The 16321-nt window shown below is 33.8% G+C and carries 19 protein-coding genes; 7 read left to right on the top strand and 12 right to left on the bottom strand.

All coding sequences use genetic code 11. From position 1 onward, the window contains the following. The first annotated feature begins 87 nt into the window (after positions 1-87). A complete protein-coding gene (atpD, locus tag BLV84_RS01395; RefSeq protein ID WP_093238373.1) occupies positions 88-1596 on the top strand; it encodes a F0F1 ATP synthase subunit beta in 1509 nt (502 codons plus the stop codon). Between the two features lie 10 nt (positions 1597-1606). Next, positions 1607-1882 (top strand): F0F1 ATP synthase subunit delta/epsilon, encoded by a 276-nt coding sequence (locus tag BLV84_RS01400; RefSeq protein WP_093238376.1) that lies wholly within the window; start codon positions 1607-1609, stop codon positions 1880-1882. A gap of 57 nt (positions 1883-1939) precedes the next feature. On the opposite strand, the gene BLV84_RS01405 is transcribed toward BLV84_RS01400, so the two are convergent. Next, the gene (locus BLV84_RS01405; protein ID WP_093238379.1) at positions 1940-2449 is read right to left on the bottom strand and encodes a CvpA family protein; all 510 of its coding nucleotides are present in this window, start codon (positions 2447-2449) and stop codon (positions 1940-1942) included. A gap of 43 nt (positions 2450-2492) precedes the next feature. Here BLV84_RS01405 and BLV84_RS01410 point away from each other — a divergent pair, with 43 nt between their 5' ends. The 3 genes from BLV84_RS01410 (at position 2493) to BLV84_RS01420 (ending at position 4349) form a co-directional block, all read left to right on the top strand. Next, positions 2493-2849: a hypothetical protein gene (locus BLV84_RS01410; protein ID WP_192869974.1), complete on the top strand. Its 357-nt coding sequence runs from the start codon at positions 2493-2495 to the stop codon at positions 2847-2849. Between the two features lie 63 nt (positions 2850-2912). Then, positions 2913-3935 carry a phenylalanine--tRNA ligase subunit alpha gene (gene pheS / locus BLV84_RS01415; protein WP_093238384.1) on the top strand — a complete coding sequence of 341 codons (1023 nt, stop codon included), beginning with the start codon at positions 2913-2915 and terminating at the stop codon, positions 3933-3935. Positions 3936-3953: 18 nt separating this feature from the next. Then, on the top strand, positions 3954-4349 hold the full coding sequence (locus BLV84_RS01420; RefSeq protein WP_093238388.1) for a hypothetical protein: 396 nt from the start codon (positions 3954-3956) through the stop codon (positions 4347-4349). A 3-nt stretch (positions 4350-4352) separates the two neighbouring features. Here BLV84_RS01420 and BLV84_RS01425 read toward each other — a convergent pair whose 3' ends face one another. Genes BLV84_RS01425 through BLV84_RS01445 form a run of 5 tightly spaced genes read right to left on the bottom strand, consistent with a single transcriptional unit; the run spans position 4353 to position 8340 of the window. After that, positions 4353-5243, bottom strand: a complete 891-nt coding sequence (locus BLV84_RS01425) for an EamA family transporter (protein WP_093238391.1) — start codon at positions 5241-5243, stop codon at positions 4353-4355. A gap of 16 nt (positions 5244-5259) precedes the next feature. After that, positions 5260-6297, bottom strand: a complete 1038-nt coding sequence (locus BLV84_RS01430) for an NAD(P)H-dependent glycerol-3-phosphate dehydrogenase (protein WP_262501504.1) — start codon at positions 6295-6297, stop codon at positions 5260-5262. Positions 6298-6303: 6 nt separating this feature from the next. Further along, positions 6304-6891, bottom strand: a complete 588-nt coding sequence (nadD, locus tag BLV84_RS01435; protein ID WP_093238394.1) for a nicotinate (nicotinamide) nucleotide adenylyltransferase — start codon at positions 6889-6891, stop codon at positions 6304-6306. A gap of 2 nt (positions 6892-6893) precedes the next feature. Then, positions 6894-7472 (bottom strand): guanylate kinase, encoded by a 579-nt coding sequence (gene gmk, locus BLV84_RS01440; protein WP_093238396.1) that lies wholly within the window; start codon positions 7470-7472, stop codon positions 6894-6896. A gap of 1 nt (position 7473) precedes the next feature. Continuing rightward, the gene (locus BLV84_RS01445; protein WP_093238399.1) at positions 7474-8340 is read right to left on the bottom strand and encodes a YicC/YloC family endoribonuclease; all 867 of its coding nucleotides are present in this window, start codon (positions 8338-8340) and stop codon (positions 7474-7476) included. A gap of 113 nt (positions 8341-8453) precedes the next feature. Between BLV84_RS01445 and lpxB the strand changes: the two genes are divergently transcribed. Next, positions 8454-9572 (top strand): lipid-A-disaccharide synthase, encoded by a 1119-nt coding sequence (gene lpxB, locus BLV84_RS01450; protein ID WP_093238402.1) that lies wholly within the window; start codon positions 8454-8456, stop codon positions 9570-9572. 75 nt (positions 9573-9647) lie between these two features. Here the strand turns inward: lpxB and BLV84_RS01455 are convergent, their stop codons facing one another. From BLV84_RS01455 to hemA, 6 genes are all read right to left on the bottom strand, one after another. Next, the gene (locus tag BLV84_RS01455) at positions 9648-10301 is read right to left on the bottom strand and encodes a 3-oxoacid CoA-transferase subunit B (protein WP_093238405.1); all 654 of its coding nucleotides are present in this window, start codon (positions 10299-10301) and stop codon (positions 9648-9650) included. 17 nt (positions 10302-10318) lie between these two features. Further along, entirely contained in the window at positions 10319-11017 is a 699-nt protein-coding gene (locus BLV84_RS01460) for a CoA transferase subunit A (protein ID WP_093238782.1), read from the bottom strand. 156 nt (positions 11018-11173) lie between these two features. Next, positions 11174-12202, bottom strand: a complete 1029-nt coding sequence (hemE, locus tag BLV84_RS01465; protein ID WP_093238785.1) for a uroporphyrinogen decarboxylase — start codon at positions 12200-12202, stop codon at positions 11174-11176. 35 nt (positions 12203-12237) lie between these two features. Then, positions 12238-12888, bottom strand: coding sequence for a uroporphyrinogen-III synthase (locus tag BLV84_RS01470; RefSeq protein WP_093238408.1), 651 nt, complete (start codon positions 12886-12888; stop codon positions 12238-12240). Beyond that, positions 12889-13809, bottom strand: a complete 921-nt coding sequence (gene hemC / locus BLV84_RS01475; protein WP_093238411.1) for a hydroxymethylbilane synthase — start codon at positions 13807-13809, stop codon at positions 12889-12891. Positions 13810-13844: 35 nt separating this feature from the next. Further along, complete coding sequence (gene hemA, locus BLV84_RS01480) at positions 13845-15107, bottom strand: glutamyl-tRNA reductase (protein ID WP_093238414.1); 1263 nt, start codon at positions 15105-15107, stop codon at positions 13845-13847. A gap of 197 nt (positions 15108-15304) precedes the next feature. On the opposite strand from hemA, the gene BLV84_RS01485 reads away from it, so the two are divergent. Further along, positions 15305-16195, top strand: coding sequence for a helix-turn-helix domain-containing protein (locus BLV84_RS01485; RefSeq protein ID WP_093238417.1), 891 nt, complete (start codon positions 15305-15307; stop codon positions 16193-16195). Positions 16196-16321: the final 126 nt, after the last annotated feature.

Below are 16321 nucleotides of genomic sequence, written 5' to 3' on the forward strand. Positions count from 1 at the left end.
AAAATTGAGAAACATTTAGTTTAAAAAAGTGATATATTTGCAAACTGAAAAATTAATTTTTCTCAAACATCATAAAACTCCTTGATAATGTCACAAATTACAGGTAAAATATCTCAAATCATTGGTCCAGTCATCGATGTTGAGTTTGAAAATTCAAAAGATTTACCAAAGATTTACGATTCTTTAGAAATCAAAAGAGAAGACGGCAATATATTAGTCTTAGAAGTTCAATCTCATATCGGTGAGAACGTTGTAAGAACAATTGCGATGGATTCTGCTGATGGTCTCAAAAGAGGAACTGAAGTTCTTTCAACTGGTGATCCTATTCACATGCCAGTTGGTCAAGATATTTACGGCCGTTTATTTAATGTTACTGGCGATCCTATTGATGGTATGGCGGAACTTCCTAAAAAGGGAAAAGCTGGTATGCCTATTCATAGAGAAGCGCCGAAATTCGAAGATCTTTCTGTTTCAAAAGAAGTTCTTTACACAGGTATCAAAGTTATTGACTTGATTGAGCCATACTCAAAAGGTGGTAAAATTGGTCTCTTTGGCGGTGCTGGAGTTGGTAAAACAGTTCTTATTCAAGAGTTGATTAACAACATTGCAAAAGGACACGGTGGTTTATCAGTTTTCGCAGGTGTTGGTGAAAGAACACGTGAAGGAAATGACCTTTTAAGAGAAATGCTTGAGTCAGGCATTATTAGATATGGAGATGATTTCATGGAGTCTATGGAAAATGGCGGATGGGACCTTAAAAAGGTTGACAAGTCTGCAATGAAAGACTCTAAAGCAACTTTCGTATTTGGTCAGATGAATGAACCTCCTGGAGCACGTGCACGTGTTGCATTGTCAGGATTAACGATTGCTGAGTACTTTAGAGATGGTGCTGGTGAAAGCCAAGGGAAAGATGTTCTTTTCTTCGTCGATAATATCTTTAGATTTACACAAGCAGGTTCAGAGGTTTCTGCACTATTAGGTCGTATGCCTTCTGCAGTTGGTTACCAACCTACATTAGCAACCGAAATGGGTGCGATGCAAGAGCGTATTACATCAACTAAAAAAGGATCGATTACTTCTGTACAAGCGGTTTATGTTCCAGCGGATGATTTAACTGACCCGGCTCCAGCGACAACATTTGCTCACTTGGATGCAACAACAGTATTATCGCGTAAAATTGCTGAACTTGGTATTTATCCTGCGGTTGACCCTCTTGAGTCAACTTCAAGAATCTTAACAGCTGATATTTTAGGTGAAGATCACTATAACTGTGCACAACGCGTTAAAGAGCTTTTACAACGCTATAAAGAATTACAAGATATTATTGCAATTCTTGGTATGGAAGAATTATCTGAAGAAGATAAATTAGCTGTATCTAGAGCACGTCGTGTTCAACGTTTCTTATCTCAACCCTTCCACGTTGCTGAGCAATTTACAGGCCTTAAAGGTGTTTTAGTTGATATTAAAGAAACAATTAAAGGATTTAATATGATTATGGATGGTGAATTAGATCACCTTCCTGAAGCAGCATTTAACCTTAAAGGTACAATAGAAGAAGCGATTGAGGCTGGAGAGAAAATGTTAGCTGAAGCTTAAAATCAAGATTATGCAATTAGAAATTGTTACACCAGAAAAAGTCATTTTAAATCAAGATGTTCAATCTGTTAGCGTCCCTGGAGTTGAAGGCGAGTTTCAAATTTTAGAAAATCACGCCCCAGTTATTTCAGTACTCACTAAAGGTCACATCAAACTTGAAGCAAATACAAAATTACCTAAAGAAGTCGAAGATGATTTCCATAAAGTGAATGGTAAACTTTGTATGGAAATTACTGGTGGTGTTATCGAAATGAATAATAACAAAGTTATTGTTTTGACAGATTAAGCAAAGCAATGACTTCATCATATAAAAGCTCATCTCTTCAGGTGAGCTTTTTTTATGTTAAATATTGCGGGTATGCTCTTCAAATAATTCAGCTAATGCAGGAAAGTAATTTTGATATAATCCAAATGTGTTTTGAAAAACTAAAGAATCCTCAAGCCAATCTTCTGATTTAAGAGAGTAAAAAGTATCTATATAATCTAAACTCAAATAGAAAACGATTAAAAGCAAGAGTAACTTCATCAATCCAAACAATCCTCCGAAAAGTCGGTTAACAAGTCCGAGAGCTATAATCTTTAAAAAACCTGTAATTAATTTAGCTAATAAATGAACTAAAGTCACAACAATAACAAAAAGTATAAAAAAGCTAAATATCTGCAGACTCTCTTCAGACCAATCCAAATATTGAGAAATATATTGAACTGAAATAAACTCATAATAGCTATATGAAATCCACAAACCTAAAAACAAGGCTACAAAACCAGCAAGTTCAATAAAAAAACCTCTCTTTAAACCTTTAAATAAAAATAAGATGGCAATAACACCAACAACAATATCAAAAATATTCATGCGGTAAATATACTAATTTAGGCGAAAGCCATAACTTTGTGATATGATTGGAGACGAAAAATTAAAAGAACGTTGGAGTGAGCTTTCCGATAAACTTTCTCACCAATTTGGTGATGGAGAAAAGCTTGAGTTAGATGCAATCATCTACCTCGTTGGTGTGCAAGAGTTAGGCAAACCACAACTTAAATTTAAAAAAGATGATAAGGTCAATTTAATGCATATCGCTATTTGTAAGTTGTTAGAAACATATGGCTACTATGAGTTTGACTTTGTTGATGAAGATGGCTGGCCGCATTATAAAAATGTTTCAAAACTTCCTGCCTTAAAAGCTGGTGAGCAAAGTGTTTTAATGAAGGAAGCCATCGTTACCTATTTTTTAGAAAGAGGATACATCAATTAAAAGAACATAGCAACAAAGCATTAATTAATTTGTATTTTTGCAATCTCATTTACAAGCCGACTTATGATTGATCAGATTAAATCTCATATTGAAACCGTTAAAAACTTCAATGCTTCATCTGAAAAAGAACTTGAAGAATTTAGAATTTCTTACCTAGGTAAAAAAGGAATTCTCAATGATTTCTTTTCGAAATTTAAAACTGTTCCTAACGAACAAAAAAAAGATTTTGGAAAAGCAATTAATGAACTCAAGCAAGAAGCAAGCTCTAAAATTGAAGGACTTAAAGCTGCCTTTAAAAATCAACAAGAGGAAAAAGGGATTTACGGCGATTTGACGAAGCCAGGAGAACAGATAGAGATTGGCTCAAGGCATCCCATTTCTTTGGTGAAAAATCAGATTATCGAAGTTTTTTCTAACATTGGTTTCAATGTTTCTGAAGGTCCTGAAATTGAAGATGATTGGCACAACTTCTCTGCCTTAAACTTACCTGAATATCACCCAGCACGTGATATGCAGGATACATTCTTTATTCAAACAGATCCGAAAGACATCTTGTTAAGAACACATACATCTAGCGTTCAGGTAAGATATATGGAGAATAACACACCACCGATCAGAACAATTTCCCCTGGTCGAGTATTTAGAAATGAAGACATTTCATCAAGATCCCATTGCATATTCCATCAAGTTGAAGGTTTATATATTGATAAAAATGTTTCTTTTAAAGATTTAAAACAAACATTAATGTATTTCACTGAACAGCTTTTTGGTAAATCAAAAATAAGATTAAGACCTTCTTATTTCCCATTTACAGAGCCAAGTGCGGAAGTTGATATTTATTGGGGATTAGAGACAGAAACCGATTACCGCATCACAAAAGGCACAGGTTGGCTTGAAATTATGGGTTGTGGTATGGTTGACCCAAATGTTTTGAAAAACGTAAATATCGATCCAAATGAATATTCTGGATTTGCTTTCGGGATGGGAATTGAGCGTATCGCGATGCTTCTTTACCAAATTGAAGATATCAGAATGTTCTACGAAAATGATATTCGCTTCTTAAAGCAATTTAAATCAGTTCTTTAATAACCATTATTTTGATAGATGAAGAAAGACATCCACATACCAGAAGTAGAAAACGTTTATGTTGCTGCTCTTTATGAATTTAATGATGACTTCAATTCCAATGAGTGGAATATTTATATCATCAACGAGAATAATGAAGCTTTAGAAACATTACTGATCGTTTCCGATGGAAAATCAGCTCAAAAGAAAACCTCAACTCTACGTAAAAAACTTGAGCGATTACCAGCAAAAGCGATTGCCCATTTAGAATATTTACAAGATGATTTAACAAGTTTCGAAAATGCTTTTAAAGTGACTTACTTTATCGACAATAAGATGTATCACAAAGACTTTGTATTTCCTCCACATTCAATTTCTCAAAAGAAAGTGAAGAAAATAAAAGCGATTGATAAAAAAGGCGTTTTAGCGCAGTAAAATTTATCGCACTGCTTTTTTATAGTTCATTAGAATGATAGCTGATAAAATCATGAGAATTCCGATCCATTTGATATAATTTTGTTGCTCACCAAGCACGAAATAGCCCATCATAACTGCGACTGGCAATTCAATAGATGATATGATCGCGCCTAAACCTACATTGATTTTAGGCATACCTGAAGTCAAGAATAAGGGAGGCAATATTGTTCCAAATAAAGCTAAAATAGGTCCCCAAAGTTTTAATATTCCAAAATCAAATTCGCCTCCAAAGGTGAAAGCTGTAAAAATTGTTGCGACAATCAGCCCTCCAAGAATCATCCATTTACTTCGTGTTATTGAGTGGTATTGAAGAGAGACACGAGAGGATGTAATGATGGTGGCTGCGAAAGAAATTGCTGCACAAAACCCATAAAAAAGACCTATTCCACTTGCAGATTGATCTTTCGTTAAAATATCAGCAGCCAAAACTGTCCCTACTAATACCAAAATTACAGAAAATATTTTTTGCTTTGTAGGCTTTACTTTATTCACAATTATATCGAACATAACGCCAATCCAAACACTCTGCATCAGCAAAACGATCCCTACAGAAACTGTAATTGTTTCCATGGCTAAATAATAGAAAATACTTGTAAACCCTAAAGAGGTTCCCGATAACATCAGGTATAAACGAGACCTATTCCTCACAGCTTTAGTTTCTTCAGGACGATTTGATTTTTTGAGAAAAAAATTCAAGAAAATCAATCCGATAAAGCCAATAAAAAGCTGTGCGAAAGTCACTTCATAAACTGTAAAATCTTCTTTGTAAGCAAGCTTCACAAAAGTTGTAAGCATACCATAACATGAGGAGCCAAGAGCTACAAAGAGCGCTCCCTTTAAAACTGAATTCATATATTAATAAGTAAAATTAAACTAATTTATCTGCAAGCTTTGCAAATACCTTTTTAGGATTTTTATCTAAGTAAAGTACTTTATAAACGGCATTGATGATAGGTGTTTTTGCTTTTTGATCATCTTTTTTATTGATGTCGTAAGCACTTTTTGCTGCATAATAACCTTCAGCAATCATACTCATTTCAAGTTGAGCACTCCTCACAGTGTAACCTTTCCCAATCATATTTCCAAATAAACGATTTCGACTAAAAACGGAATACCCTGTCACTAAAAGATCACCTAAGTAAGCTGAATCGTTAATGTTTCGCTTCATTTTATAACGCTTTTTGATAAAGCGTTTCATTTCTTTAATCGCGTTACTCATCAAGACACTTTGGAAGTTATCACCATAACCTAACCCATGAGCAATCCCTGCAGCAATTGCATATATATTTTTAAGCACAGCTGCATATTCAGTACCGATAACATCTTCAGTAATATTGCATTTGATATAGTTGCTGCTTAAATGGTCGGCAACAAGCTGGGCTTTATTTTCATCAGCAGAAGCTATTGTAAGGTAAGATAATCTTTCTAAAGCTACTTCTTCAGCGTGACATGGTCCTGTAATAACACCTATATTTTCATAAGGAATATCATATTTCACATTAAAATGCTCGCCAACTAATAAATAAGATTCTGGTACAATTCCTTTAATTGCACTAAAAACAATTTTATCTTTAAGAGGTACTTTAATTTTATTAAGTTCATTCTGTAAAAAAGCAGATGGTACAACAAAAATCAAAATATCTGACTTTTCAACAATTTTATTTATATCACTAGACAAGTAAAGTTGTTCAGTATGAAACTCCACAGAGCTTAAATAATTTGGATTATGCCCTTCTTTTTCAATATGTTCAATAGCTTGATCATCTCGGATGTACCAGTTAATTACATCAAGGTTTTCACTCAACATCTTTACGATAGCTGTTGCCCAACTTCCTCCGCCAATCACTGCGAAATTTTGTGATTGAGAATCTTTTATTTCCCCTGCTTTTATGTTTTTTGCTTCCACGTTTTCTTAATTTCTATAAAAATTCATCTCATCAATATATTTCCAAACTTTCGTTGGCAATAGCGGTTCCACATTCTTTCCTTCTTTTATTGACTGACGAATCAAAGTTGACGAAATTTCAATAATTGGTGTATCCGTTTTTATAATATTTGGATGGTTTTTGAATTGCTCAGGTACCTCTCCATCAGAAATTCTTGGACACACATAAATTTTATGATGCTCCAAAATATAATCATAATTTTTCCATTTATGAAAATGATTCAAATTATCTTCTCCCATTATAATCGCAAACTCATTCGTCGGGTGTTTTTCTGCTAATTTTGTAAGCGTTAGGCTTGTGTAATTAGGCTGTTCCATTTTGAACTCGATATCACTTGCTTGCAAGTGCTCATAATCTTCTAAAGCGCGATAAACCAATTCAAATCGATCGTAATTATCAAGTAGGTTTGAGCGTTTTTTAAAAGGACTTTGAGGTGTCACAACCAACCAAACTTCATCTAAATCAGTAAACTGTGATAAATGATTTGCAATAATCAAATGCCCGATATGAAAGGGATTGAATGTTCCAAAGTATAAACCAACTTTCTTATGCATAGTTACTGATTTACAAAATCATCAACAAGATGATAAGCTTCATCTAAAGCTTCATTCAGGTTATTATTAACAATAATATGATCAAATTGTGGTGCTGTTGCTAACTCAATTGAAGCTTTTGCCACACGCATATTAATTCTATCTTCAGTTTCTGTTTGGCGTTTTTTTAAACGGATTTTAAGTTCCTCAATACTCGGCGGCTTCACAAAAACAGCCAATGTTCTCTCAGGATAAATATTTTTGATATCTAGACCGCCAACAACATCGATATCAAAAACAACGTGTTTTCCTTTTTTCCAAATACGCTCGACTTCTTCTTTTAATGTTCCATAAAAGTTATCGCGATAAACTTCTTCCCACTCCAAGAAATCATCATTTTTAATATGTGTTTTAAATTCCTTTAAACTCATAAAGTAATAATCTTCTCCATCTTTTTCATGGCCTCGAGGCTCACGCGATGTTGCCGAAATTGAAAAGTCGAGATTCAATTCTTCTTTTGATAATAAATAACGTACAATTGTCGTTTTCCCTGAGCCTGAAGGAGCAGAAAAAACAATAAGTTTACCGTTTTCAGATAGCATATTAAAGGACGTTTAAAAGTTGTTCTTTTATTTTCTCTAACTCGTCTTTCATCTTAACGACAAGTTTTTGCATTGGTGCATAATTTGATTTTGAACCAATGGTGTTGATTTCTCTACCGATTTCTTGACAAATAAAATTCAATTTTTTTCCATTAGAATCCTTAGATTCTAAATTCTTTGAAAAGTAATCCAAGTGGTTTTCTAAACGAATTTTCTCTTCAGTGATATCATATTTTTCAATATAATAAACCAATTCTTGCTCAAAACGATTTTCGTCAACATTGGTTTTTAAATCATCAACAGCTTTATGTAAACGTTCTCTTACGTTTTTTATACGTTCAGGATCAATTGAAATCACTTCTTCAACAAGGCTTTTCAGATTATCAATCCTTAATCTGAAATCCGTTTCAAGCGACTTGCCTTCATCTAAACGATGATTGATTAGTGCTTTTAATGCTTCTTCTAAAGTTGATTCAATCGCCTTGATTTCATTTTTTGCTAAAGTTGTTTTATCTGTAGATAAAGCTTCAGGAAATTTCATAGCAATTGCTAATAATTCAGAAAAATCTTTATTTTCATCTGGCTGAATTTCTTGTAACTGCTTGATATAGCCTTCAACAACTTTTGTATTAATCACGGCGGAAGCTTCTCCTGATTTAGATTCAACATAAAGAGAAACATCGACCTTACCACGTTTAAGAACCTCAGCGATTTTATTTCTTAAAGGAATTTCAATTTCGCGATATTTTGAAGATGCCCTAAAGTTGACATCTAAATTTTTGCTATTTAAAGATTTGAGCTCAACATGTATCGTTTGACCTGCGATCTCTTGCGAGCTTTTACCGTAACCCGTCATGGATTGAATCATAATCAGTATTTAGAAATGAATCTGCAAAGGTAAAAAAACTAAAACTATGCTCGCTATTATATCTGATTATGCATTAATTATTTTAATTTTACCCAGTTAAATTGCTTATTTCTATGAAATATTATCTCATTGCCGGTGAAGCTTCTGGAGATTTACATGCTTCGAATTTGATGAAAAGCTTGCTCAAAAAAGATGAAAATGCAGATTTCAGATTTTGGGGCGGCGATTTAATGAGTGATGTTGCGCAACAAAAACCCGTAAAGCATTACAAAGACCTTGCTTTTATGGGTTTCATAGAAGTTCTGATGAACCTTAAAACCATTTTAGGAAATATCAAAGTCTGCAAAAAAGACATTGAAAAATATAAACCTGATGTGATTATTTTTATTGATTATCCTGGTTTTAATATGCGTATTGCGAAATGGGCAAAAGAGAGAAATATCAAAACTTTTTATTATATCTCACCACAAATTTGGGCATGGAAGGAAAACAGAATAAAAGCGATTAAGCGCGATGTTGATGAAATGTTTGTGATTCTTCCTTTTGAAAAAAGTTTTTACGAAGAAAAACACAATTTTCCAGTGCATTTTGTCGGGCATCCACTCCTTGATGCAATTGATAAACTTGAAGTTACACCGATTGAAAAATTTCGTAAAAAACATGATTTAGACAATAGAGAAATCATAGCGATTTTACCAGGTAGTAGAAAACAAGAAATTGTCAAAATGCTGTCAACAATGCTTGATATGCCTAAAAAGTTTGAAGCATATCAGTTTATTATTGCAGGCGCTCCAAGTCAAGAGAAATCTTTTTATGAGCAATTTCTGGTCAAAGACAATGTCAGTTTTGTCACTAATGAGACTTACCAACTTTTATCACATTCAAAAGCTGCAATGGTGACTTCTGGTACTGCAACTCTTGAAACTGCTTTATTTGATGTTCCTGAAGTCGTTTGCTATAAAGGCAGCGAAATTTCTTACCAAATCGCCAAACGCATTATTAAACTCAATTATATTTCTTTGGTCAATTTAATTATGGATCAAGAAATTGTCAAAGAGTTAATTCAAAATGAATTTAACGCAAAAAATCTTGAAGTTGAACTTAAAAAGATTTTAGACGATAAATACTCTACTCAAATGAAGCAAAAATTTAAAACGCTTAAACAAAAGTTAGGTGGCGTTGGCGCAAGTGATCAAACTGCTGATTTGATGCTTGATTTACTCCAAAAATAAAACCGTTTAAACAAATTGCCTAAACGGTTTTTATCAGTTTATTCTTTATAAAAAAATGAATTGATTTATATGTTTCTATAAAACCATTTCTGGAATATCACCTTCAACGATTAAATCGCCTTCTGTCGCTTTCTTTATTTCTTCAACAGAAACACCAGGTGCACGTTCTAAAAGTTTAAACTTTCCATCAACAATATCCAAAACAGCTAAGTTTGTGACAATCTTGGTGACACATTTTACGCCTGTTAATGGCAAAGTACAAGATTTTAATAATTTTGATTTGCCTGCTTTATTCGTGTGCATCATTGCCACAATAATATTCTGAGCTGACCCAACTAGATCCATTGCACCTCCCATGCCTTTTACCATTTTACCTGGTATTTTCCAATTGGCGATATTTCCATCTTGTGCAACTTCCATCGCACCAAGAATGGTTAAATCAACATGTTGACCTCTAATCATTCCGAAACTCATAGCTGAATCGAAAAAGCTTGCACCGGGTCGAGCCGTAATTGTTTGCTTACCTGCGTTAATTAAATCTGCATCAACTTCATCTTCAGTCGGAAAAGGTCCCATTCCGAGAATTCCATTTTCACTTTGAAACTCTACTTCTATATCATCTCTGACAAAGTTTGCAACAAGTGTCGGGATACCAATTCCGAGATTGACGTAATAGCCATCTTTCACTTCTTTTGCAATACGTTGTGCTATTCCTTTTTTATCTAACATAATTTCTTTTTCGATTTTTAAGATTCTCTAACTGTTCTCTGCTCAATGCGTTTTTCGTAATTGTCGCCTTGATAAATGCGTTGAACAAAAACACCTGGAATATGTATGAAGTTTGGATCTAATTCCCCAGGTTCAACAAGCTCCTCAACCTCAGCAACAGTAATTTTAGCAGCGCCACTCATTACCGCATTAAAATTTCTTGCTGTACCTTTAAAAATTAAATTCCCTGCTTTGTCGCCCTTCCAAGCCTTGACAAAAGCAAAATCTGCTTTAAAAGCTTCTTCTAAAATATGAGGTTTTCCATCAAAATCACGTTCTTCTTTCCCTTCAGCAACTTCAGTTCCATAACCTGCAGGCGTAAAAAAAGCTGGAATACCATTTTGTGCAGCACGACAACGCTCAGCCAAAGTTCCTTGCGGTATAAGATCGACTTCCAATTCGCCACTTAGCATTTGTCGCTCAAACTCAGCATTTTCACCAACATACGAAGAAATCATTTTTTTGATTTGATTCTTCTTTAGCAAAAGTCCTAAACCAAAATCATCAACACCTGCATTGTTAGAAATACAGGTGATGTATTTAATATTACGCTTAGACAATTCACTAATGCTATTTTCCGGAATACCGCACAAGCCAAATCCGCCTAGCATAAAAGTCATGCCATCTTCAACACCATCAAGTGCTTCTGTGACATTATTTACAGTTTTTGTAATCATTCTTTTTAAAATTTGTGTTGAAAATACACATTTTTTAATGTTTTGACAAAGAAGAATCATCACAAAATGAATCTTTATGTTTTTAGTATTGAACAAAAAAGCCAACGAAAATCGTTGGCTTTGATATTAAATATCTCAAGTTTAAAATTGAAATGATTATTTAGCTTTATAGTTTTTAACTGCATTGACAAATGCTTTCGCGTGATCAACAGGAATATTTGGTAAAATACCATGACCTAAATTGGCGATGTATTTATCTTTCCCAAATCTGTCAATCATTTCAATCGTCATGCGTTCTATCTCTGGAATTGGAGACAACAATCTTGAAGGGTCAAAATTCCCTTGAAGTGTGATTGAGTTATTTGTAAATTTTCTCGCATTTTCAGGGCTACACGTCCAGTCAACACCTAAGGCTGAAACACCTGATTGCGACATTTGCTCAAGTGCAAACCAGCAACCTTTACCAAATGCAATCACAGGAATATCATCTTTTAACGCATCGATAATTTGTTGAATATATTTCCAAGAGAAATGCTGATAATCTTCAGGCGACAACATGCCTCCCCAGGAATCAAAAACCTGAACAGCATCTACACCAACTTCTACTTTTCCTTTTAAATAGGCAATCGTCGTGTCTGTAATTTTTTGTAATAGTTCATGGGCAGCAACAGGATTTGAGAAACAAAATTGTTTTGCTTTATCAAAGTTTTTAGAGCCTTGACCTTGCACACAATAGCAAAAAATCGTCCATGGAGATCCAGCAAAACCGATTAAAGGCACTTCATTATCCAGTTCCTTTTTTGTCATTTTAATGGCGTTATAAACATAACCTAGTTCTTCATAAACATTAGGAACAACAGCATCTTTTACATCTTGAGCAGAACGAATTGGATTTGGCAACCAAGGCCCAACGCCTGGTTTCATTTCTACTTCAATATTCATTGCTTGTGGGACAACGAGTATGTCACTAAATAAAATAGCGGCATCAGTTCCGACTTGACGAATTGGCATTACTGTAATTTCAGTGGCTAATTCGGGTGTACGACAACGCGTAAAAAAATCATACTTTTCTTTAATTTTCATGAAATCAGGCAAATATCTTCCTGCCTGTCTCATCATCCAAACCGGAGGTCTTTCAACGGTTTCGCCTTTTAAAGCTCTTAAAAATAAATCGTTTTTTATCATTGTCATTATATTAAACTCTTGTCTGTAAAAATTATTTATTGCAGTATTTTCACTGCTTTAACAATCACACTTTCAACACTCGTTTGTGATGAATATGCAACTTTCTCGACATAACTTTCAGCCGCTTTTGCCGTTGTTGTTCCTATGCAAACAGCCTGAATTGATGTCATTTTAGGATTAGCCTCAAAAAAAGATCGAATCCCACTTGGACTATAAAACAAAACAACATCAAAATCTTTATCAAATTTTTGATGTCGGCTTGTGGTTTGGTAAATATGATGTTCATTGAGTTTTAAATTTTTCTCAACAAATTCATGAGGTATTGTATCTAAACGTTGCTCACTGCAAATTAATGAGAAATCTTCATCAGCATAATTTTCTGTGATAATTTCTGCTAATTGAGAAGCGTACTCACAAACCAAGGCAACTTTATAATTATTCTTATAAAGCAGACCAGCCGTTTTTTCGCCAACACAAAACAATTTATCAATCTGAAATTTATTTTCAATGATAAGTTTAGCTGTATTTTGACTTGTAACGATTGCGTTTTTGATTGGCTGCTTAGGAAAATTATCAGTTAAAGCAGTAATTTTGATTGCATCATAATGCACAAGTGAATGTGATGTATTCAGCAATAATTGTTGCTGTGCTTCTGTTAGCTTTTTTGTAGAAAGTATTCTTGCCATTTATAAGACTTCTCTTAGTTCCTTCATCAAAGTTTTTGCAGCTTTATTCTTCAGAAGTTCTTTAGCGACTTTAACTCCAAAACCTTCAGCTTGATCAACATTTATAGTTTTTGAAATATCGTATTTCTGTTGACCATCTAGACTAAAAAGAACACCTTCAAAATGAAGTTGATCTTCTCTAATTTCAGCAAAAGCACCAATTGGCGCCGTACAGCCGCCCTCTAAAGTTCTTAAAAAATCACGTTCAATGGTGACAGCTATATCTGTTTCAGGATGGTTTAAAGCTTTTAAAGCATTGAAACTATGTTGGTTTTCCCTCATACAAACCGCCATAATTGCACCTTGTGCAGGTGCAGGAATCATCCAATCTAATTCGGTATGATTCTCTGGTGTCAGCTCAATACGTTCAAGGCCAGCCGCAGCAAAAATCGCTGCATTCCAATCAGAATCTTTTAATTTTTCTAAACGCGTAATCACATTTCCACGCAAGTTAACAACATCATGTTTGGGATACTTGTTAAGCCATTGCGCTTTCCTTCTCAAACTTCCAGTTGCAATAATGCCATGAGGTTGATTGAGAAAAATTAAATCTTTATGAACTAGGATATCTTTATGATTTGCACGTGGCAAAACTGCACCTTTAATAACACCTTTTGGCAATGCCGTTGGCACATCTTTCATGGAATGCACAGCAACATCTATGTCGCCATTAATCAAGGCAACATCTAGTGTTTTTGTGAAAATCCCTGTAATTCCCATTTCATACAAAGGTTGCTTTAAGTTCAGGTCACCTTGTGATTTAACGGGTTTGAGTTCGGTTTTATATCCTTGGTTTTCTAAAAGAGTTTGAACTTTTTTCGCTTGCCAAAGTGCAAGTTGGCTATCGCGCGTTCCAATTTTAATCGTTTGTTTATCTTCCAATCGACAGAAATTTAAAAATGATAAAAGAAATTAATTTACTTAGACTTTTCTTGCATTTCAAGCTCAAAAACTTTTTTGAGTAAAGCAACGCTATCTTCTGTTGATCCGTTTGCAGCTCTCAAATGACTTGCAAAACTTCTTGTAATTTTGTGAATCAAACGGTCGCTAAAAACCTCAGCTTGTTCTTTATCAAATCCTTTGACTTTTCTGCTTTGGTAATCTAACTCTTCAGCTTGAAAAGCTTTGAATTTATCTTTTAATGCTTTAATTGTTGGTGCAAATTTTCGCGTGTCTAACCACTCGTAAAATTCATCTCTTTCCTCTTCGATAATCAACTCAGCATCGGGAATAAATTTTTTACGTTTTGATAAAGTTTGATCTGTCATCTGTGATAAATAATCAAGATGAAGCAATGTAACATCATCAATTTTAACAACATCTTCAGAAACGTTTTTCGGAATAGAAAGATCCAGAATTAGCAAAGGTTTCTTTGGGAAGATAATCTCGTTAGTAATTGTAGGCTGCTGAGCGCCAGTTGCGACAATTAAAATATCTGTTTGACGAATTTCAGCTTGAAGTTCTGAGTAATCTTTAACCGTTAAATTAAATTTTCCTGCAACCTCTTCAGCTTTATCTTTCGTTCTGTTAATTAATGTAATATGCTTGTTACTCGTGTGTTTCACAAGATTCTCGCATGTGTTTCGACCAATTTTACCGGTACCGAAAAGCAAAATGTTTTTTTCTGAAACGTTTTCAATATGATCTAAAATGTATTGTACTGATGCAAATGAAACCGAAGTCACGCCAGAAGACATTTCTGTTTCATTCTTAATTCTTCTACTAGAGCGAATGACAGAATTGACCAATCTTTCTAAAAAAGGATTGATCAAGTTTCGGTTTTTAGAAATTGTAAAAGCCGTTTTTATCTGACTAATAATTTCAAAATCACCTAAAATCTGACTATCTAAACCACAACCGACACGAAACATGTGAGAAACCGCTGTTTCGTTTTCACGGACGTAACCTACTTTTTTAAATAAATCTTGATCTCCAATACTAAATTCACAAAGTAAATCGACGAGTGTATTGGCATCATCTGCAAAGGCGTAAATTTCTGTTCTGTTACAAGTTGAAGTCACCGTAATCGCATCGAGTCCGATACTTTCAGCTTTATCTAACAAGGATTTACGCTGGTCAATACCCAAACTAAATTTTCCTCTTGTCTCCGCATCAGCCTTTTGATAACTCAAGCCGACAACAAAAAAAGTCTGGTATTTTGATACGTTATATTTGTACATTTATGTTTTCAGAAAGTTTAATACAAAAATAGAACAGAAGTATTTCTAAAAGTAACGCTAAAAGTTCATTTAATGTCGTTTAAAGTCTTTTTACCTAAAAAATGATTTATATCAGCTAATAGGCTTACTTTTGTAATGTTACCCGTACTTTCAATGGTTTTTAAATAGAATCATTCTAAATAAAAAAATTATTTTCTATGCCTCTAAGCTTAAAAAGTAACGCTAAAAGTTCATCTCAGTTTTATGAGCTTGAAAATGGAATCTACATTATTAACATTCAAAATGAATCTGATGAGCCTGATCAAATCAAAAGAAAGTTAGGCGAAGATTATATTCAATTTCACTTTTGTTTAAAGGGCATCATCAAGTTTAACTTCAACCAAGGCCAATATGCCTTGAATATTAAAGAAGATAAATCACTATTACTTTACAATCCTCAGCGTGAGTTACCTATTAATATTGATATTCATCCAAAATCATGGGGTGTTTCGATTTTAATTTCTATCAAAAAACTTCATAGTTTATTTTCTGCAGAAGCAAATTATATAGATTTCCTAACAGAAGACAATCGTGATAAAAAATACTATACTGAAGGTAACTTGTCACCAGCAATGGCAGTTGTGCTGACACAATTTATGAATTTCAACTTACATCCTTCAATAAAAAGTATTTATCTAAAGGCCAAAGTTTATGAATTGATTGCACTTTACTTCAACAGACCTGAGGAAGTTGACATTGAACAATGTCCTTTTTTAGATGATGAAGATAATGTGAAAAGAATAAAATTAGCCAAAGAAATTATCATCAATCGTATGGTTGAACCACCCACTCTAAAGGAACTTGCTGAAGAGGTTGGCTTGAGTTTGAAAAAGCTTAAAGAAGGATTTAAAGAAATCTATGGTGATACGGTTTATTCTTTCTTACTCAACTATAAGTTAGAATATGCGCGAAAGCTTCTTGAAGATGGACAACACAATGTTAATGAGGTTGGTTTGTCAATTGGTTATTCCACGGCAAGTCATTTCATCACTGCTTTTAAGAAGAAATTTGGAACAACTCCAAAAAAGTATGTAGGCAACTTTATGTAATTATAATTTCAAGTTCTGTTTGTAAGTCTTTTAGTACAAAAAATTAAGATGTTTAAAAAATGAAAGTTTATTTTGTTAAGATAAAAATATAAGTTTTTCAAAATGAACTTCATCTTAATTCCATTA

Origin of the sequence: Psychroflexus halocasei, assembly GCF_900107595.1 — a bacterium.
Lineage (GTDB): Bacteria > Bacteroidota > Bacteroidia > Flavobacteriales > Flavobacteriaceae > Psychroflexus > Psychroflexus halocasei.